The organism is Acinetobacter sp. A1-4-2, assembly GCF_040233925.1.
In the GTDB taxonomy this organism is placed as follows: domain Bacteria; phylum Pseudomonadota; class Gammaproteobacteria; order Pseudomonadales; family Moraxellaceae; genus Acinetobacter.
In genome coordinates this window covers 1,307,445-1,327,275 of record NZ_CP157981.1, presented here as the reverse complement: position 1 = coordinate 1,327,275, position 19,831 = coordinate 1,307,445, and the positions used below count along the sequence as shown (strand labels likewise).

The window sequence follows — 19,831 nt, the reverse complement described above, 5'->3', positions numbered from 1 at the left end:
TTATATAAAGCATTTTACTCAACAAAAATTTGGCAGTCACAGGATGTTGGCATGAATATAATGGACACTGAAACCCGCTTTGACCAGACAAAACCTCACTTTGGATATATTACCGAATTCAAAGAAAAAAATGATTATGAAGTTGAGGTAAATACTGCCTGGCGCCGTGCTGAACCCGAGTGTGTTGAAAACCTGCTTGAATATAGCCAGATTTCTGAACAACTGAATCAGCGCATTTATGATCTGGCATTCGATCTTGCCCATAGCTTACGGGAACGTAAAAGCTCGAACGGTAAAGCCGGGATCGTACAGGGATTATTGCAAGAGTTTTCAATTTCCTCTCAGGAAGGTATTGCCCTGATGTGTCTGGCTGAAGCCTTGCTGCGAATTCCGGACAGCGCGACACGGGACTTGCTGATTCGCGACAAAATCAATCAGGGGAACTGGAAAGAACATGTGGGGCAAAGCAGCCTGATGTTTGTCAATGCGGCTGCCTGGGGGCTCATGCTGACCGGAAAACTGATGGAAACCCCAAAACAAAAGACTTTATCCAGCGTGCTCACAGGGCTTTTAGCCCGTAGTGGTCGCGGGATTATCCGTAAAGCTGTGGATGTCGCCATGCGTATGATGGGCGAGCAGTTTGTTACGGGTGAAACCATTCAGGAAGCACTAGAACATGCAGAACCGCTAGAAGATAAAGGTTTCCGTTATTCATATGACATGCTCGGTGAAGCCGCGCTGACCGAACATGATGCTGAACGCTATTTCCATGATTATAGCAATGCCATCCATGCCATTGGTCAGGCCTCCAAAGACAAAGATGTCTATGACGGCCCGGGTATTTCCATCAAGCTTTCCGCCCTGCACCCACGTTATCAACGTGCACAGATTGACCGTGTGCATGACGAGCTGTATCCAAAAGTGCTGCAATTGGCAGAACTGGCAAAACGCTACAATATTGGCCTGAACATTGATGCCGAAGAATCCGAACGTCTGGAAATTTCTTTAGAGCTATTAGAGCGTTTATGTTTTGAGCCGGGCCTTGCCGACTGGAAAGGCATTGGCTTTGTGATTCAGGCATATCAGAAACGCTGCTTCTACGTAGTGGACTATGTTGTAGACTTAGCCAAACGCAGTCAAAAACGTCTGATGATCCGTCTGGTTAAAGGCGCTTACTGGGACAGTGAAATCAAGAAGGCCCAAATTGAAGGCATGACGGACTACCCGGTGTTTACCCGTAAAGTGCATACCGACCTGTCTTATATTGCCTGTGCGAAAAAACTGTTGGCTGCGCCAGAGCAGATTTACCCGCAGTTCGCGACACATAATGCCCAGACTCTTGCAACCATTTATCATCTGGCCGATCCGAACCAATACTACAGTGGCCAATATGAATTCCAGTGCCTGCATGGCATGGGTGAACCACTGTATGAACAGGTGGTGGGCAATAAAACAGATAACAAACTGGGTGTGCCGTGCCGTATCTATGCCCCTGTAGGAAATCATGAAACCTTACTGGCTTATCTGGTAAGACGTTTACTGGAAAATGGTGCCAATACCTCTTTCGTCAACCGCATTGCAGATAAAAGCCTAAAAATTAAAGATCTGATTGAAAATCCGCATGCAGAGATTTTGAAAAATGCAGCCAAAGAATCACAGGTGGGTCAAAAGCACCCTGCTATTCCATTAGCACCTGATTTGTACGGTGATATTCGTCCAAACTCTATGGGTCTAGACCTAGCCAATGATCACGAGTTAATACTGCTGAATCAAACTGCACAAGAGTTCAGTCAGCATCAATGGCAGGCTCAAGTCTTGGGTAAAAACCTCGGTCTTGAAAATGACTCAAATGATGCAACTTCACAATCACTTCTTATTGTGAATCCTGCCGATCATCTAGATGTCGTGGGTCATGTACAGGAAGCAAGTGCTGATCAGGTCAATCAGGCCTTGGATCATGCCGTGAATGCACAAGCTGAATGGAGCAATACAGCTAAAGATACACGTGCCTCTTGCCTACAGCGTGCAGCGGATATCATGCAATCGCGTTTGCAGGAATTGATGATTTTACTCTGTCGTGAAAGTGGTAAAACCTATGCCAATGCGATTGCAGAGATTCGTGAAGCAGTCGACTTCCTGCGTTATTACGCAGCGCAAATGATCGATCTGGATCGAGATGCCGTGATTCAACCCTTGGGTACGGTATTATGTATCAGTCCGTGGAATTTCCCTTTGGCGATTTTTACTGGACAAATTTCAGCGGCATTGGTGGCGGGCAATACCGTGATTGCCAAACCGGCTGAACAAACGCCACTGATTGCAGCGCAAGCGATCCAGATTTTGTGGGAAGCCGGCATTCCTCAAGATGTGCTACAGCTTCTTCCGGGTCAAGGTGAAACAGTCGGTGCGCAATTAAGCAGTGATGCGCGTATTCAAGGCATCATGTTTACCGGTTCAACAGAAGTCGCCAAAATTTTGCAAAAGACCCTAGCGCAAAGACTGAGTCCATCAGGTCATCCTATTCCACTGATTGCGGAAACAGGTGGGCAAAATGCCATGATTGTCGACTCGTCGGCATTGACCGAACAGGTCATTCTGGATGTAATCAGTTCAGCCTATGACAGTGCCGGCCAGCGCTGTTCTGCCCTACGGGTGCTCTGCGTTCAGAAAGACAATGCCGATAGTGTTATCCATATGCTAAAAGGTGCGATGCAACAACTGCGTGTCGGTAATCCGTTTCTGTTAAAAACCGATATCGGCCCGGTAATTGATCTTGAAGCACAAAGCAATATTCAAAAACATATTGATCAAATGCGCTCTAAAGGTCATACGGTGCATCAACTCATGCTAAATACTGCACAAGATCAGGTTTTAAGCCAAGGCACCTTTATTCCACCAACCCTGATTGAACTGCCAAATCTGGACGATTTACAGCGTGAAGTATTTGGTCCGGTGCTGCATGTCATTCGCTACAAATATGGTCAACTAGAACAGCTGCTTGAGCAGATCAATGCCAAAGGTTATGGCCTGACCATGGGACTGCATACTCGTATTGATGAGACCATTCAGACCGTGATTGGCCATGCAGAAGTCGGCAATTTGTATATCAACCGCAATATTGTCGGTGCGGTGGTCGGTGTTCAGCCCTTTGGCGGTGAAGGCCTATCCGGTACAGGTCCTAAAGCTGGCGGCCCGATTTATCTGTACCGTTTGATGCAGCGCTGCTCTGCAAAAAAACTGGCTCGACCATTTGCAACTCAAGCACAAGCCACACAGCTAGCGCATCAGCCTTCATATGAAGTGTTTTATCAATGGGCAGAAAAAACCTTCCCGCAATATCAATTGCAACCGTGCCCTGCATTCTGTGCTGGCCATCATTATGAATTGCGAGGCCCGACCGGTGAAAGCAATCAATATGTGGTGTTGCCAAGAAAACGTGTACTGTCTTTGGCAGAACAAGAACAGGATCAGATTCAGCAATTGGCGGCAATTTTTGCGGTTGGCAGCCAGCCTGTGGTTCTGGCTGAAAATACCTTTGTGCTCAAATATCTTTCCAGAATGCCCAAAGAAATTGCACAGTGTTTTGCTGTGATCCTGGACATCGAAAGCGGTGATTTTGATGCCGTGCTGCATCACGGCAGTAAAGCGCAACTGCAATACTTGCAAACTCAAATTGCTGCCCGTTCCGGGGCGATTATTGGCATCACGCATTTAAAACCGCTGGATCATAATATTCCTTTAGAACGATTGGTGATTGAGCATGCCATCAGTATCAATACCGCAGCTGCAGGAGGTAATGCCAGCCTGATGACCTTAAATTAAAACCTTAACCTCAACCCAAACTTAAAAATATACGTCAGCGCTTAACCCTATAACGACGTATCGTTTCCTCTTTGCCAAGTCAACTTCTCCCTGGTCTGGTTGACTTGGTTTCTTTTTTGTTCCGAAACCATTCCAACGACCCTCTTTTTTTCCTTTGAATAAAAATCTGCCTTTATCATTCTTAATATCAAAAAAGCGCATTTGAATTTGAGCTCAATCTGTATATTTCTGCTGCTTATTGGGGAATAAGTTTAGTCATCTTAGGCAAACTTTGTTACCATCCCTGTTTTCAATGTGTTTGTGATTTTTACTGCATATGACTTCAGCTTATCAGTTACAACTTGATGCCAAGATTGCACGTATTTCTGCTCAATTTGCCGAGTTTAATCCCCCTTCTTTAGAAGTATTTCAGTCGCCTGAACAAAACTTCCGTATGCGCGCAGAATTCCGGATTTGGCATACTGACGACGATATGTTTTATGCAATGTTTGAACGCAGTGAAGATAATCAAAAACAGGTGATTCGCATTGATGAATTTCCAATTGCAGATAAAAGCATTAACGATTTAATGCCTGTTCTGTTAAAAGAACTGAAAGCGACAGAAATTCTATCTAAGCGTTTATTTGAAGTTCATTTTCTAGCAACATTAAAAGGTGAAATGCTGGTTTCACTGGTTTACCGTTGCCCCCTCAATGCAGAATGGGAAGTTGCAGCAAAAGCACTGTCTGATAAGCTCAACATTAAAATTTATGGTCGTAGCCGTGGTCAACGTGTCATTTTGACAGATGATTATGTGGTGGAAGAGTTAAAAGTATTCGATCGTACTTATCAATATAAGCAAATCGAAAGCAGCTTTACCCAGCCGAATGCACAAGTCTGCCAAAAAATGCTGGAATGGGCATGCAATGCGGCCAAACAGTCAGATAAAGATTTGCTCGAATTGTACTGTGGCAATGGCAACTTTACCCTGCCGCTGTCCACCAAGTTCAATCGCGTGTTGGCAACCGAATTGGCTAAATCATCAGTCTATGCGGCGCAGTGGAATATTGAACAAAACCAGATTGATAATATCCAGGTGGCTCGTTTATCGGCTGAAGAATTTACCGAGGCCTATAATGGTGAACGTGAATTCCGTCGCTTGCAGGAAGCAGAAATCGACATTACCAGCTATGACTTTGATACGGTATTTGTTGATCCGCCACGTGCAGGTATTGATGATGAAACATTAAAACTGCTACAGCGTTTTGAACGGATCATTTATATCTCATGTAATCCGGACACTTTACAGAACAATTTAAAGACTTTATCGAGTACGCATAAAGTGACCAAATTTGCCTTGTTTGATCAGTTCCCTTATACCCATCACGTCGAATCGGGTGTGTTACTGGAAAAAATTTAAACAATTTATTTCTTTGTTAAGTTTGTAAATATCTTTACATCAATGAAGCTCAATTGAGCTTCATTTTTATTTCATTGAAAATAAATCATTTATAAATAATTCTGAATAGTAAATCTCATAATATCGTTAAATTGTTCAATTACTATCGGAAAAATAAAGGTTCAATTGATTCTTTTATAGCTTTGGTAGACTTGTATTCCTCAAAAAACTGGATATATTTCGATCTATGTTAGGTTGTGTATGAAGGCTCTATGAGTTTTTGGCAAAAGCTGTTTTCTGCTCATCAACAGCAAAACGAACACAAGAATCAAATCTCGTGTGTTGAAAATGATTGCTCTTGCAAATCAAATGAACAATTGATCGAAGCTTTAACTCAAACAACAGATGAAAAAGTCATCATTGGAATTAAGAAAGTTTTAATTTCAAGAGGTTATAGCCGTAAAGAGTTAAATGAATTACAGCATCTACCACTGCGACAATAGAGTCTAAACCCTCTATATGAAGGCATTTAGTCAACTAAATGCCTTTTTATTTGTCCCCCGAAAATTGTTATATAGCCCGTTATGGCCAAATTTTAATACTTCGAAACATAGTTCCCATCATTTTTTCCAGAATCTGCTATGCCACACAATGTAAAAGTGCTCTACTAGAATAAGAATTTTAACAAACCGATATAACAGCTAAACAAGTAAGAATAAAAGCAAGCAAGAATACAAGATAAAAAACAACAAGAGCAAAAAATAAAAATAAGCCTAAAAAGGAAAATATATGAAACGGTATTATCCTAGACTGGCAATATTATGCAGCCTAATCTCAAGTCATAGTCTGGCGGCAGCCATGGATCAATCAGGACAATCCGTGTTGCCTTTTCTGGAATCAGGGCATTACTTTGAAGCCTCTATTACCGCTGCCGATCCTGAAGTGTCCGGGCATACCTTAGGTTCACGTCCAGATCTGGTTAATCCTGACAGTGCTGATAATACAACCGATAATATTGCCCAGAATTTTCAGTACCAGAGTGCCGCGCTGAAACTGCAATTCGTTCCAAATTTCTCTTTTGGCATTCTCTATGATCAGCCCTTTGGTTCAGATTTACACTATCCATTAAAAGACAATGGCAGTTTCTCCGATACCGCAATTAGCCAGCAAGGTACTCAGGTCAATGTCGACAGCCAAAACCTGAGTTTTATTTTAGGTTATCAACCTGTCAAAAATATTAACCTGTATGCCGGTCCTGCCTATCAAACTGTGGAAGGTCATGTCGCGCTACGTGGGCTGGTATATGCCCAATTTAATGGTTATAACGCCAAATTTAAACAAAATTCCGGCCTCGGCTGGAAAGCAGGTCTTGCCTATCAAGTTCCCGAACTTGAATTAAAGGCTGCGTTGACTTATCAATCGAAAATAAATCATAAAATCAATGTGGAAGAAAACATTTTGGGCATGCCAATCCTGCTTGTAGATAATGCCAAAACCAAAATTTCTACCCCACAATCGGTCAATCTGAATTTCCAGACCAGTATCATGAGCGGAACTTTACTGTACTCGAACATACGATGGGTCAACTGGAAAGATTTTGTGATACGTCCTACCCAGTTCGGTGCATTATCGGCACTTTCCACCACCACACTCAGTAATGGCAGTTATAGCGCAGGCTTTAATCTGGATGATTATCAAAAGGATCAATGGAGTGTAACTTTAGGCATTGCACAACAATTGAGCACGAAATGGTCCGCTGCATTTGATCTCGGTTGGGATTCAGGCACGGGGAATCCCACATCGATTTTGAATCCTACTAAAGGCTACAGCAGTGTAGGTTTGGGATTACAGTTTAATCCTGAATCCAACTATTTTATTTCAGGGGGTATCAAATACTATTGGCTCGGTGATGCCACCGCACAAGATGGCACCTATTATCTTCCCCTTCCCGGTGTATCTGAAGCATCCCAAGTCGGTGAGTTTAATCATAACCATGCGATAGGCTATGGTTTAAAAATTGGCTACAAATTTTAATTATTGATGATTTAATTCATTGAGCAGAACAGTTACGTTGCTCGATATAGGCAACTATTGGTCCTAAATTAAACAGAGAGTCTGAGCGCTTTAATTGCGGAATATAGGCACTTGAGATTGAACCGTCCAGATACAAGGCATTTTGTACTTTAAGCTGTTGTTGAAAAAATTGTGCAAACTGATAAAAACTCACCGCATTTCGACTGATCACAAAATATAAGCTTTGATCTTTTATTCCTACGCCATTACGGATTTTAAATGAGTCTGAATCTTTTAGAAAATTGGGATTAATCTGCCCGTCAATCACCAGCATAGGCCCCGATTGCGTCGCGTATTCGGCATTAAAATTGAGCTTTTGATAATCTTCGGTCTTTGCGATCAGGCTATGATGCCGATTCCAGGCCAATACACCATTGGGTTGCAGATGAAAATTGCCATATGCCTGTTTGACCGTGTTCAGTTTTTTCTGTTGCCGAGATGCTTCAATATATAACCCGGCCGGAGAATAGTCTGCATGATACATCCCGGCATTCATTGCAAAGAGCAGCTTTTCACATGCTTTCAGCTGTTTTGCCACAGCTTTGAATTTACCTAAGGGTTGATGGGTCTGGCGATCATTTAAATACAGGCGCAAGTTTTGTGGCTGATCTATTTTTACAATATCAACATCTACGGTATCACTTTGCCAACGTTGGGTATAAAGCTCTGCATAAGTGACGTAGTTCAAACCGATTAAGGTGATAACTGCACATTTTATTAACAATATTTTCTTCATGCTGCTATGGCTCATGAGGTATGCTGAATCCTGAAATTTTTAATGCGCTGTAGTGTCTATATAAAAGCTAGTCAACTCAGTGAAATAGTCGATTCTTTTATAAAGAAGCAGTAAACTAAGTCACTAAAATATATTTGTAACTTTATTGGTTAAACGTCTACATGCAACAGCAGAAAATACGATTTCCTTTAGGGGCGCATCTTATCGTTAAACATTTTGGATATTCTCATCACGGCATTTATGCAGGTCGTGGCCGGGTTATTCATTATTCAGGTTTTGCCCATTTATTTAAGAAACGTCCCATTGAGATTACCTCACTGGAAAAATTCAGCTTTGGCAAAACCATTATTATCCAGCAATATAACAATCCTAAATTTCGCGGCCGCAAAGTGGTACGGCGTATGCGTTCACGCATGAACGAAAACCAATATCATCTGATTATTAACAATTGCGAACACTTGTGTACCTGGGCCATTACCGGTGTGGAAAGCAGCCCTCAAGTCATCCGCATGATGAACCGTTTAACCACTATTGGTTATGTCAGCTCTCTCATGAGTTTTATGAACAGCATGCTGCTGACCCTCACCACCACCTGTTTTGCATTGGTGTTGTACATCAAGAAAAAGTTACGTGATAAGGCAAAAAAACAGATTCCGCATTATTTATGGTTAAAAGAACAGAATCCCAAGCAGTGATCGAACCGGTCTGTCTTTTCCATTGCAGCCATAAAATTCCAAGTGACCTCACCCAGAATGGGAGATGTTTTAGTGAGCTGCAGGATGACGCTTTTTCTATCTGCAGGTCCTAGGTTTACCTCCTGATCCATGACAGTTTATATTCAGGTTTAAATCACCCCCATTTCGACAAATGGCGGAAACTTGTCATTGACCAGATTTAACTGCGCTCCATATTCCAGGTAAGCCTTACAGCCATCCAGCACAGTGGTGAAACCACCTGTTTGCTCAATCACAAAAGCAATTAAGTCTGAGCCTTCCAGAGAGATATCATAATTGCGAATGCGAAGATAAGTCTCTTGTGCTGTTAACTTCTCAAAAATAAAATCTACCGTGCTCTTGGGTTCTCCCCAAGTAAACTGGATCAGTTCATTATGAATCAGCTGTTCGACATAAACACTGCGGGTCACTTCATATTTTTCCCAATACCAATCTACCATTCTGTTTTCTATCAAGTGTCCGGTAGATGAAGTAAACCAGAACTTGCTGGTGATTTCGGGGTCAATAAAGGCATTAAACACCTCTGCAACCGGTTTGCGAATTAACATCTGGGTTTCTATGACTACGCTCATTGCGTTCTTCCTTTTTATTTTTCTTCTTAGTGATAGCACACATCTGAAATTCATGGCTATCACTGAATTGTTAAAGACTTAAACGGTGGCGTGTAGAGGCAAAAATGATTTTTCTAAACTTAACTTAAATTACCTTTATAGCTTGAAAGTACTGGCGGAATTTCAGCCCCTAATGAACTTAACATTTCCCGTTCAATATTTCGCACAATCGAATTGAGGGGTAAATCATTTTCCTGAAGTCCAAATGGTTCTTCCAACTCTGCACTGAGCGCATCCAAACCTAAAAACAAATAGGCAATTAATGCCACAATTACAGGTGTCCAAATACCGAAACTCGCTTCAATACTGAAGGGCAAAATTAAACAGAATGAATAAACTGCCCGATGCAATAAAACTGAATAAGAAAATGGCAATGGCGTAGTCATAATACGATCACAGCCTGCATGAATATCGCCCATGGCAACCGTATGTCGCGTCAAGGTGCTATAGATAATGTCGCTGATTTGACCTTGCTTATAAAACAGCACCAAATCTTTCTGGATGATCTCAAGTAAATACTGCGGCGCATTGATATGTTCAGCACATTGCTGCCATTGCCCATCGCTTAAATTGACAGCATTTCGGAAATGTTGAATATCTGTTGCTTGATGACGTAACCGGTCGCGTAGCAGGTAACAAAATAACATAACCCGATACATCAAAATCTGACGTTGAGAATCTTCCAGCACATGACTATCACGAATAATATGCCGTGTATTGGCAATCAGTGCGCCCCAAAGTTTGCGCCCTTCCCACCAGCGGTCATAACAGGCCGTATTCCTAAAACTTAAGAAAATCGAAAGAATCACACCGAAGATGGTAAAGCCAATGGCAGGAACTTCTGGCGTAGTCAGGAAATGTGCTGCACTTAAATACACCAACAATGCCGATAAACTAACTACAACCGCTAGAGCTGGCATCACTTTAGGTAAAATTGTGCCATGCCATGCAAATAACAGCATAAAGCTATTATTTTTATCTCGAATAATCACAAATTTCCCCTCATGAAACCTAGTCGCTTCAATATTTATAAAATAGCTGTCATGAAAAAGCCCAACCGAAGTTGAGCTTGATCTAAACATTTTTGACTCAACAGTGAATCATCCTAGAGCATAAACAATGTTATTTTCCAGGCTTAAAGCTGTCTTTTAAGTCCAGAATACGGTTAAACACTGGTTTTTCTGCCGTGTGATCATATTGATCTGCAACGAAATAACCTTCACGTTCAAACTGGAAGCGGTCTTCAGGCTTCGCTTCAGCTAAAGCCGGTTCAATCACCGCTTGAACCACTTTGAGTGATTCCGGATTTAAGTTGGCAAGGAAGTCATCGCCCACTTCCGGATCAGATTCAGTGAATAAACGGTCGTAGATACGTACTTCAGCAGGTACACCTTGAGTTGCAGATACCCAGTGAATAACGCCTTTCACTTTACGGCCTTCCGGATTTTTGCCTAAAGTTTCCGGATCGATTGAACATTTCAGTTCAACCACTTCACCATTGGCATCTTTAATCACTTCATCGCACTTGATCACATAAGCATGACGTAAACGCACTTCACCACCTGGAATTAAACGCTTAAAGCCTTTTGGTGGTTCTTCTTCAAAGTCTTTACGGTCGATATAAATTTCAGACGTTAATGGAATGATACGATCACCCATATCAACGTTCGGATGACGTGCATGACTCAGGTTCATTGCTTCAGGCAGGTTAGTCAAAGTCACTTTCAATGGATTCAACACCGCCATGCCACGTGCAGCGGTATTTTCCAAAGACTGACGGATACAGTATTCCAGCATGGCTACATCGACAATACCGTCAGACTTGGACACACCCACGCGTTTACAGAAATCACGCAAACCTTCAGGCGTGAAACCGCGGCGGCGCATCCCTACAACGGTTGGCATACGCGGGTCATCCCAACCTTGTACAAAGCCACCTTCTACCAGTTTACGCAACTTACGTTTAGAGGTAATAGTGTAATCGACATTTAAACGGCTAGATTCATACTGACGTGGAACAGCTGGAGATTTAACTTTCTCGATAACCCAGTCATAAAACGGACGGTGATCCTGGAATTCCAAAGTACATAAAGAGTGAGTCACACCTTCAATGGCATCAGATAATGGATGCGCATAGTCGTACATTGGATAGATTTTCCATTTATCGCCAGTCTGGTGATGAGCAGAATGCAGAATTCGATACAGGATTGGATCACGCATATGCACGTTTGGAGAAGCCATATCAATCTTGGCACGCAGTACAGCCTGACCTTCACCCAGCTCGCCATTACGCATTTGTTCAAAGCGCGCCAGGTTTTCTTCTACAGTCGCGTCACGGAATGGAGAGTTTTTACCTGGTTCTACAAATGAACCACGGTTTAACTTGATTTCTTCAGGTGTTTGTAAATCTACATAAGCATCACCCTGTTCAATCAGTTGTACTGCCCATGTGTACAGTTGATCAAAATAGTTAGATGCATAGCGAGGTTCACCGTTCCAGTTAAAACCGAGCCATTTTACGTCGTTGGCAATCCCATCCACATATTCTTGTTCTTCTGCGTCCGGATTGGTATCGTCAAAACGCAGGTTACATAAACCGTCAAATTCTTGTGCAATACCAAAGTTCAAACAAATCGCTTTCACGTGACCAATGTGTAAATAACCATTCGGTTCTGGTGGAAAACGCGTGATCACTTGCTGTGTAAGGCCTGCTGCCAAATCGTCAGTAATGACCTGGCGTACAAAATCTAAGCCAGGCTGTTGTTCTTGCTGCGCAGCATCGACAGGTTGAGTACTTGTTGTCGGGTTATTTGGCAGGGATGAAACAACATCATTCGGCTTCATAGTTGATAAATCACTTCTATAAGATAAAATAGGATAATTAAAACGCTTTTCTGGTTTTTTTAACAAAGAAAATAACGTTTTCGCTTGCCTTGTAGTTTACAGTTTGCTTATGCTTCTCTCAACCAAAAACCCATGGCTTTTTTGTCCATGATCAGGAGATTATAGAATGAGTTTTCCTCAAGTCGAATTAAACACCAATAAAGGACGTATTGTTCTTGAACTTAATTCAGAAAAAGCACCTAAAACTGTAGCTAACTTCCTGGAATATGTTCGTGATGGTTTTTATGATGGCGTAATTTTCCACCGTGTAATTGACGGTTTCATGATCCAGGGCGGTGGCATGGATGAAAATTTCAAAGAAAAAGCAACTCGCGATTCAATTGAAAACGAAGCAGACAACGGTTTAAGCAATGATGAAGGTACCATCGCAATGGCGCGTACACAAGCTCCTCATTCAGCTTCAGCTCAGTTCTTCATTAACGTGAAAAACAACTCTTTCCTTAACCACACTGGTAAAACAGCTCAAGGTTGGGGTTATGCCGTATTTGGTAAAGTAGTTGAAGGTATGGACGTTGTTGCTGATATCAAAGGCGTTCGTACAGGTAACCGTGGCTACCACGCTGACGTTCCTCTAGAGAACGTTGTAATTGAATCTGCAAAAATCATTGCTGAATAAAAAACGTCCTCTCCGTCTTTAATGAGTTTTAAAGCGCTGCTTTAAAACGGAATAATGTTAAGGATATAGTTCCTCTATCCAATAGACGGACTTTGAGAGGAAGTATTAAGGAAAATTCGTGACCTATCTGTTTATCTCTGATTTACATTTGTCACCTGAACACCCTCGACTCGTTCGGGGGTTTTTGGATTTATTAGACAGTTATAAAGATAGAAATACCCAACTCTATATTTTGGGGGACTGGTTTAATGCCTGGATTGGCGATGACTACACCGCCCCTTGGCTAGATGAAATTGTCCATGCTCTGCAAAAGTTTCATCACGCTGGTAATCATGTTTATTTTCAGGCCGGCAACCGTGATTTTGCTTTAGGCAAAAAATTCTTAAAACAATTTAATGGCACATTACTGTCTGAACCAGCCATTTTAAAAATATCCGAAACCACATACCGTTTAGAACATGGTGACTTGCTCTGTACAGATGATGTGTCTTACCAAAAGTTCCGTAAAATCATTCGTAATCCATTACTTTTAGGTTTTTTAAAATGCATGCCTTTAAGTTTTCGGCAGCAACTGGCCAATGGTTTTCGTAAAAAAAGTGCAGAAACCAAGCAAGTGAAGTCTTATGACATCATGGATGTGAACCAGCAGGCAGTGAAAATTGGATTAAGTGATGTCGATATCCTGATTCATGGTCATACACATCGCCCTACGATACATGATATACAGGGTAAAAAAAGGATTGTGCTTGGAGACTGGCGTGAACATTCTGCACAAATTTTAGAGATTGACTCTGAGCAAAAAAATGTAAAATTAGAGTTAAAGACTTGGGCTTATTAACTATAAATTTTTATTGCTGAGCTTCTATCATTACAGCTAAAGTCATTCAGACTCCATGATACTTAATATAGAAGCTCATATTAGAGATTAATAACCACCTTCAGTTTTTACCACTTCCGCATCACTTTTATATTTTGCCAAAAGTTCGCGTAGTGAGTTCATCAAGACACTGGTATCCACCCCTACAGCAACAAACTCTGCACCCAAATCGATATATTTTTGAGTCACCTCATGCGCAGTCGATAAAATCCCCGCTGCTTTACCTGATGCACGTATACGTTGAATGGCATCAACAACCGCTTTTTGTACTTCCGGGTGATTCGGATTACCCTGATATCCCATGGTCGCAGACAAATCTACAGCACCAATAAATACACCATCAATTCCCTCCACTTTTAAAATATCATCCAGATTTTCCAGTCCTGTCACCGATTCAATCTGAATCAGCAGACAAATATTTTCATGGGCTGTTGCATAATAATCCGGGATACTGTTCCAGCGCGTTGCACGTGCCAGTGCCGCACCTACACCACGAATCCCTTCTGGCGGATAACGTACCGCTTTCACCATCAGCTCAGCCTGCTCAACTGTTTCCACCATGGGAATCAATAAAGTTTGTGCCCCAATATCCAAAAGTTGCTTAATCAGCTGCACACTGCCTATAGGTGGACGAACCACAGCTTGTGATGGATACGCTGCGATACTTTGCAATTGAGAGAGTGTGGTTCTTAAATCGCTCGGTGCATGTTCCCCATCAATGAGTAACCAGTCATAGCCTGCATTGGCCGCAATTTCAGTGCCGTAAGCATCTGCCAGCCCCACCCATAACCCAATCTGCTGTTGGGTTTTTAATCGTCTTTTAAAATGGTTTGTATCATCTATCATTGTCTGACTCGGTCTACAGGCGATGTAATTATTCGATTAAACGTGATTTAACAAAAAGTACCAATATAGATTTCGTATTTCGTCATTGTATATTGCTATTAATTATACATTTTATTAAGTTTTTTACTTTTATTCACCATAAAAATTCACACGCTTGATGCCAAAATATAAGCTATCCCAGAATTCTTCCAAGCCATTTCAGCAAGGAATCAGGTAAAATCATTAAAAATTTAATAGTGGAAATGTCACTCATGGATTTATTAAACGTTTCAAAATCACGCTACACAACGAAAGCATATGATCCCAGTAAAAAAATTCCTCAACAGCAGTTTGAACGTTTATTAGAAATCCTGCGTCTCACGCCATCCTCCATCAATATTCAGCCTTGGCATTTTTTTATTGCCGAAGATCAAGCCGCCAAAGAGCGTATTGCGAAAGCACTGGTTGGGAAATATGCCTACAATGCACCTAAAGTTCTAGATTCTTCTCATACCATTCTGTTCTGTACCAAAGCGGATATTTCAGAACAGCACCTTGATACCCTGCTCAAGCAAGATGATCTTAGTGGCCGTTTTAAAGATGAAAAAGCCAAACAGGGCCAAAAAGACAGCCGTAGCGGTTATGTGGATTATTACCGTAATGAAAAAGGGGATATTCAGCGCTGGGCAGAAAATCAGACTTTTATTGCGCTCGGTCAAATGCTACTGGCTGCAGGTATTGAAGGAGTTGATGCTACCCCTATTGGCGGATTTGATGAACAGATCATTCGCCAGGAATTGGAATTAGATGAAAAAGGGTTAATTCCATCAGTCATTATGACGCTAGGTTACCGCAGCGAAAATGATTTCAATGCTCAGTTACCCAAGTCACGCCTGAGTCGTGAAGAAATTTTCACCAAGCTGTGATTAAAAAAAATTACAATAAAAGGGGCAAATATGCCCCTTTCATGTCATTTCAGGACTTATTTTTGTAACAGGACTCAGGTATATTGGCAAAAAAAATAAACGGTAGTCCCTACTATGCTTCCAGCTATCAAAATGCCGATAAAATTTGAATGTCCATCTTGCCAAACGGTTTACATGCAGAAATATAGCGCAGATGCTATTTTGACGTCTTATCCTAAATGCCCTCATTGTCAGCAACCCGGTCAACTTCAGGGCACGATTGAAATGCAGGATCTATTCAAACATCCTATTATTATGGCTAACTACTATTGGAAAGATACATTACAACGCTTTCAACGCTCATAATTGAGCCAATGTCCTTATTCTATAAGGCTTGAACACTACAAATACAGTGCATTTAAATGCGCTGTATTTGTAATTGCAATTCTTGCATTGCCAGCAATATTATCTTCAGCTTTATCAACAAGAAAATCATCACTATTCTGCCCGCCCTGTCTGCCATCAAAATGGCTTATTATTGGATCTGGCAGAAAAGGAAGATTCTGCAGCATCCTTTCATTTTTGTATTGAGCTATATCAGACAGACATGGCATAGGCTAAGCAAATAACACTAGCTAAGCCTAAAGCAAGACCGCATGCAGTTGCAGGTTTTAATTTTTCTTTAAATAGCATTAAACCACTTAAAGCACCTAAGATCACCACCAGAATATTCATGCCTGCAAACACAATTGCAGGTGTGTCTTTTAATAATATGTGTGCCTTGACATACAGGGCTATATTGGCAAAATTTAAAATTCCCAGCCCCAATCCAGCCAGAATATTTCGACTACTGCCTGCTGTTTTCGTGGTCATGCCAATATAAGCCAACGACAAGATGAAGGCACAGATAAACATCAAGTTTAGTGCTACAGCAAACTGCACACCCAAGCCAGTGGTGTACTTGAGCAATACATCAATCAGGGCATAGCCACACCAGACCAATGCCAGATAAAGCAAGCCTTGCTTTGAAAATGGCTGCCCTTGCGCTGCTGCTTGATGTGAAAATAAAATACTGAGTACGGCGGAAATCCCTAATCCGATTCCAATTATTTTTAAGGTATTAAACTGTTCCTGAAAAATAAAGAATGCTGCCAACAGTGATAAAACCACAGATAAACGCTGGGCAATTTCAGTTTTGATAATACCGGCATATTGCAGTGATTTCGCCAAGCACAGGAAAATACTCGGTAGCAACACCCCTAGCGCCACAATCAGCCACCACGGCGTATTGATGACTGATATATGCTGTAAATCGGGCTTAAACCATAAAAAACAGAGTACACTTGCAGAGGCATAGTTCCAGACAATCATCTGCAAGACATCAAAACCTTTGGCCTTGCATAATTTCAACAAAATTGAGATAACGACACTACAGCATGCTGCAGCCAATATAAGTTCCATCTTTTGCCTTATTTCCCCTATTTATCATGCTTTAGGAATGAGATACAGAAAAGCCCACAATAGATGTGGGCTTTTGATTATAGATAATCTTTATTGATTATTTATAACGATTCACCATTTTCTCTAAAGAAATTGGACGAATCTTGTCTGCATGACCTGCAGTATCAAACGCTGTATAACGATCTACACAAATTTGTTTCATTGCAACAATAGTTTCCGCAAAGAATTTACGTGGATCAAATTCGCTTGGTTTTTCCGCCATCATACGGCGCATTGCACCAGTTGATGCCAAACGCAAGTCCGTGTCGATATTGATTTTACGCACACCGTGTTTGATTGCTTCAACCAGTTGTTCAACAGGTACACCATAAGTTTCCTTGATGTCGCCGCCAAATTCATTGATTACAGCCAACCATTCTTGAGGTACAGAGCTTGAACCGTGCATGACAAGGTGGGTATTTGGTAATGCCGCATGAATTTCTTTAATACGGTCAATTGCCAGGATGTCGCCTGTAGGTGGACGCGTGAATTTGTACGCACCGTGTGAAGTACCTACGGCAATCGCCAAGGCATCTACATCGGTATCAGCAACAAACGAACGTGCTTCTTCAACTGAAGTAAGCAGTTGAGAATGGTCTAGCACACCTTCAGCGCCCACACCATCTTCTTCACCCGCCATACCGGTTTCAAGACTACCCAGGCAACCAATTTCACCTTCAACTGAAACACCACAAGCGTGCGCCATTTGAACAGTACGGCGAGTCACGTCTACGTTGTATTCGTATGAAGTTGGTGTTTTACCATCTTCACCCAAAGAACCATCCATCATTACTGATGAGAAGCCCAACTGGATAGAACGCTGACATACGTCAGGGCTGGTACCGTGGTCTTGATGCATTACCACTGGAATGTGTGGCCATTCTTCAATTGCAGCTAAAATCAGGTGACGTAAGAATGGAGCACCTGCATATTTACGAGCACCCGCAGATGCCTGCACAATGACAGGTGAATTTGTTTCGTCTGCGGCCAACATAATTGCACGCATTTGTTCTAAGTTGTTTACATTGAACGCTGGTACGCCGTAGTTGTGTTCTGCAGCGTGATCCAAGAGCTGGCGCATCGAGATTAGAGCCATAATATCCTCCCAGGTGATGCGCCATATTCTACATGCTGAATCATTTCAATTCAGCAACAAAACACACTATTTCAAAAAAAATCCCTGCTTATGCAGGGACTTTTAAATAAAAAACTACAAACTTATTGAGCAGTTGCTGTAGAGGCAGCATCATCGGTAGCAGCAGTCGCTTCATCTGCTGGTGCATTTGCCATTTCAGCAGGTACATCAGTATTTTTTTCATCCAGGACAGGCTTATCCAGTGCATCAATCGCTTTTTGCTGTTCTGGAGTCGTTTGCTCCTCTACTGCTGCTGAAGCGGCAGTTTCAGTTTTAGGTGCTTCATCTTTCTTGGCACAGGCAGTCAAAGCCAAAGGTAAAATCACAAGTGCTGCAAGTGTTAATTTCAGGTTCATCACATTTTCCTACGACAGGAGATTTAATGACCGAAATTTTATTGCAGATATATTGCATTTTTATGACCAAAAAATGAATCACTCAAATGAAAAAGCAATGAAAAAAGGCTGACCGAAGTCAACCTTTGATACTTTTAAAAGAATGTATTAAGCACGTTCTAAAAGCACAGCAACCGCTGGAAGGGTTTTGCCCTCAACAAATTCAAGGAATGCACCACCACCAGTAGAGATATAACCGATCTTGTCTGCAACGTCGTATTTATCAATCGCAGCTAAAGTATCACCACCACCTGCAATAGAGAAACCATCAGATTCTGCAATTGCTAAAGAGAGTGCTTTAGTACCTTCACCGAACTGATCTACTTCAAATACGCCAACAGGACCATTCCAGAGAATCGTTTTTGATGTTTTCAGGATTTCAGCAAATGCTTTCGCAGTTTCTGGCCCCACATCCAAAATCATGTCGTTGTCTGCAACATCTTCAACTTTTTTCACTACAGCTTTAGCCGCAGCCAATGAACCGAGGAAATCATCAAAGTTAATTTCAGCAGCATCTGCAACCACAACGTCAGTTGGAAGCGGTACAGAAACTTTTGCTGCAATCGCTTTTGCAGTATCGATCAAGTCATTTTCGCAAAGTGATTTACCCACGTTGTAACCAGCCGAAGCCAGGAAGGTATTGGCAATACCGCCACCTACGATAATTTGATCGCAAATATCTGAAAGTGAAGTGAGTACATCAAGCTTAGTTGATACTTTAGAACCCGCAACAATCGCAACCATTGGTTTTTCAGGGGTTTTAAGTGCACGACCCAAAGCATCCAGTTCGGCTGCAAGTAAAGGACCCGCAGCCGCTACTTTTGCAAAACGCGCCACGCCTTCAGTTGACGCTTCTGCACGGTGTGCAGTACCGAACGCATCCATCACAAATACATCGCAAAGTGCTGCATATTTTTGTGCCAGTTCAGGGTTGTTTTTCTTTTCCCCAACATTGAAACGGCAGTTTTCAAGAAGTACCACTTGACCAGCTGCAACTTCAACACCATCTAAATAATCAGTGAAAAGTTTGACTTCCTGGCCCAAAGCTTCAGTTAAGTACGCTGCAACTGGCGCCAAAGATTGTTCAGGTTTTGGCTCACCTTCAACTGGACGACCAAGGTGTGAATAAACCATGACTGCTGCACCTTTTTCCAAAGCCGCTTTAATGGTTGGCAATGCTGCGCGTAAACGTGCATCACTGGTAATTACACCGTTTTTAACAGGAACGTTTAAATCTTCACGAATTAGTACACGCTTACCTGCCAAATCCAGGTCAGTCATACGCTGAAAGTTCATGTATAGCTCACTTTATAGATATAA

Annotated in this window: 18 protein-coding genes; 8 read left to right on the top strand and 10 right to left on the bottom strand. The window is 41.9% G+C overall.

Annotation, left to right across the window (positions count from 1 at the left end):
- Positions 1-51: 51 nt before the first annotated feature.
- The 4 genes from putA to ABJ384_RS06575 all read left to right on the top strand — a co-directional run bounded on the left by putA (position 52) and on the right by ABJ384_RS06575 (position 7,234).
- Entirely contained in the window at positions 52-3,822 is a 3,771-nt protein-coding gene (gene putA, locus ABJ384_RS06590; RefSeq protein WP_349929571.1) for a trifunctional transcriptional regulator/proline dehydrogenase/L-glutamate gamma-semialdehyde dehydrogenase, read from the top strand.
- Between the two features lie 316 nt (positions 3,823-4,138).
- Positions 4,139-5,221, top strand: coding sequence for a tRNA (uridine(54)-C5)-methyltransferase TrmA (trmA, locus tag ABJ384_RS06585; RefSeq protein WP_349929570.1), 1,083 nt, complete (start codon positions 4,139-4,141; stop codon positions 5,219-5,221).
- Positions 5,222-5,472: 251 nt separating this feature from the next.
- Entirely contained in the window at positions 5,473-5,703 is a 231-nt protein-coding gene (locus ABJ384_RS06580) for a hypothetical protein (RefSeq protein WP_349929569.1), read from the top strand.
- A 286-nt stretch (positions 5,704-5,989) separates the two neighbouring features.
- On the top strand, positions 5,990-7,234 hold the full coding sequence (locus ABJ384_RS06575) for a transporter (RefSeq protein ID WP_349929568.1): 1,245 nt from the start codon (positions 5,990-5,992) through the stop codon (positions 7,232-7,234).
- Between the two features lie 16 nt (positions 7,235-7,250).
- Here the strand turns inward: ABJ384_RS06575 and ABJ384_RS06570 are convergent, their stop codons facing one another.
- Positions 7,251-8,024 (bottom strand): phosphodiester glycosidase family protein, encoded by a 774-nt coding sequence (locus ABJ384_RS06570; protein WP_349929567.1) that lies wholly within the window; start codon positions 8,022-8,024, stop codon positions 7,251-7,253.
- 146 nt (positions 8,025-8,170) lie between these two features.
- Here ABJ384_RS06570 and ABJ384_RS06565 point away from each other — a divergent pair, with 146 nt between their 5' ends.
- The gene (locus ABJ384_RS06565) at positions 8,171-8,704 is read left to right on the top strand and encodes a lecithin retinol acyltransferase family protein (RefSeq protein WP_349929566.1); all 534 of its coding nucleotides are present in this window, start codon (positions 8,171-8,173) and stop codon (positions 8,702-8,704) included.
- Between the two features lie 149 nt (positions 8,705-8,853).
- Here ABJ384_RS06565 and ABJ384_RS06560 read toward each other — a convergent pair whose 3' ends face one another.
- The 3 genes from ABJ384_RS06560 to ABJ384_RS06550 form a co-directional block, all read right to left on the bottom strand.
- Complete coding sequence (locus tag ABJ384_RS06560; protein ID WP_349929565.1) at positions 8,854-9,315, bottom strand: SRPBCC domain-containing protein; 462 nt, start codon at positions 9,313-9,315, stop codon at positions 8,854-8,856.
- Between the two features lie 119 nt (positions 9,316-9,434).
- A complete protein-coding gene (locus tag ABJ384_RS06555) occupies positions 9,435-10,346 on the bottom strand; it encodes a bestrophin family protein (protein ID WP_349929564.1) in 912 nt (303 codons plus the stop codon).
- Between the two features lie 130 nt (positions 10,347-10,476).
- Positions 10,477-12,198, bottom strand: a complete 1,722-nt coding sequence (locus ABJ384_RS06550; RefSeq protein WP_349929563.1) for a glutamine--tRNA ligase/YqeY domain fusion protein — start codon at positions 12,196-12,198, stop codon at positions 10,477-10,479.
- Positions 12,199-12,364: 166 nt separating this feature from the next.
- On the opposite strand from ABJ384_RS06550, the gene ABJ384_RS06545 reads away from it, so the two are divergent.
- Positions 12,365-12,874, top strand: a complete 510-nt coding sequence (locus ABJ384_RS06545) for a peptidylprolyl isomerase (protein ID WP_086196365.1) — start codon at positions 12,365-12,367, stop codon at positions 12,872-12,874.
- Positions 12,875-12,992: 118 nt separating this feature from the next.
- On the top strand, positions 12,993-13,712 hold the full coding sequence (locus ABJ384_RS06540; protein WP_349929562.1) for a UDP-2,3-diacylglucosamine diphosphatase: 720 nt from the start codon (positions 12,993-12,995) through the stop codon (positions 13,710-13,712).
- An 87-nt stretch (positions 13,713-13,799) separates the two neighbouring features.
- On the opposite strand, the gene hpaI is transcribed toward ABJ384_RS06540, so the two are convergent.
- On the bottom strand, positions 13,800-14,594 hold the full coding sequence (hpaI, locus tag ABJ384_RS06535; protein ID WP_349929713.1) for a 4-hydroxy-2-oxoheptanedioate aldolase: 795 nt from the start codon (positions 14,592-14,594) through the stop codon (positions 13,800-13,802).
- Positions 14,595-14,848: 254 nt separating this feature from the next.
- Here hpaI and nfsB point away from each other — a divergent pair, with 254 nt between their 5' ends.
- Positions 14,849-15,502 carry an oxygen-insensitive NAD(P)H nitroreductase gene (nfsB, locus tag ABJ384_RS06530; RefSeq protein WP_349929561.1) on the top strand — a complete coding sequence of 218 codons (654 nt, stop codon included), beginning with the start codon at positions 14,849-14,851 and terminating at the stop codon, positions 15,500-15,502.
- Positions 15,503-15,882: 380 nt separating this feature from the next.
- On the opposite strand, the gene ABJ384_RS06525 is transcribed toward nfsB, so the two are convergent.
- The 5 genes from ABJ384_RS06525 to ABJ384_RS06505 all read right to left on the bottom strand — a co-directional run bounded on the left by ABJ384_RS06525 (position 15,883) and on the right by ABJ384_RS06505 (position 19,807).
- Positions 15,883-16,053, bottom strand: a complete 171-nt coding sequence (locus ABJ384_RS06525) for a hypothetical protein (protein ID WP_349929560.1) — start codon at positions 16,051-16,053, stop codon at positions 15,883-15,885.
- A gap of 25 nt (positions 16,054-16,078) precedes the next feature.
- Positions 16,079-16,942 carry a DMT family transporter gene (locus tag ABJ384_RS06520; RefSeq protein WP_349929559.1) on the bottom strand — a complete coding sequence of 288 codons (864 nt, stop codon included), beginning with the start codon at positions 16,940-16,942 and terminating at the stop codon, positions 16,079-16,081.
- A gap of 97 nt (positions 16,943-17,039) precedes the next feature.
- Positions 17,040-18,077, bottom strand: coding sequence for a class II fructose-bisphosphate aldolase (gene fba / locus ABJ384_RS06515; protein WP_349929558.1), 1,038 nt, complete (start codon positions 18,075-18,077; stop codon positions 17,040-17,042).
- Positions 18,078-18,199: 122 nt separating this feature from the next.
- On the bottom strand, positions 18,200-18,472 hold the full coding sequence (locus tag ABJ384_RS06510) for a hypothetical protein (RefSeq protein ID WP_349929557.1): 273 nt from the start codon (positions 18,470-18,472) through the stop codon (positions 18,200-18,202).
- A gap of 147 nt (positions 18,473-18,619) precedes the next feature.
- A complete protein-coding gene (locus ABJ384_RS06505; protein ID WP_349929556.1) occupies positions 18,620-19,807 on the bottom strand; it encodes a phosphoglycerate kinase in 1,188 nt (395 codons plus the stop codon).
- Between the last annotated feature and the right edge of the window lie 24 nt (positions 19,808-19,831).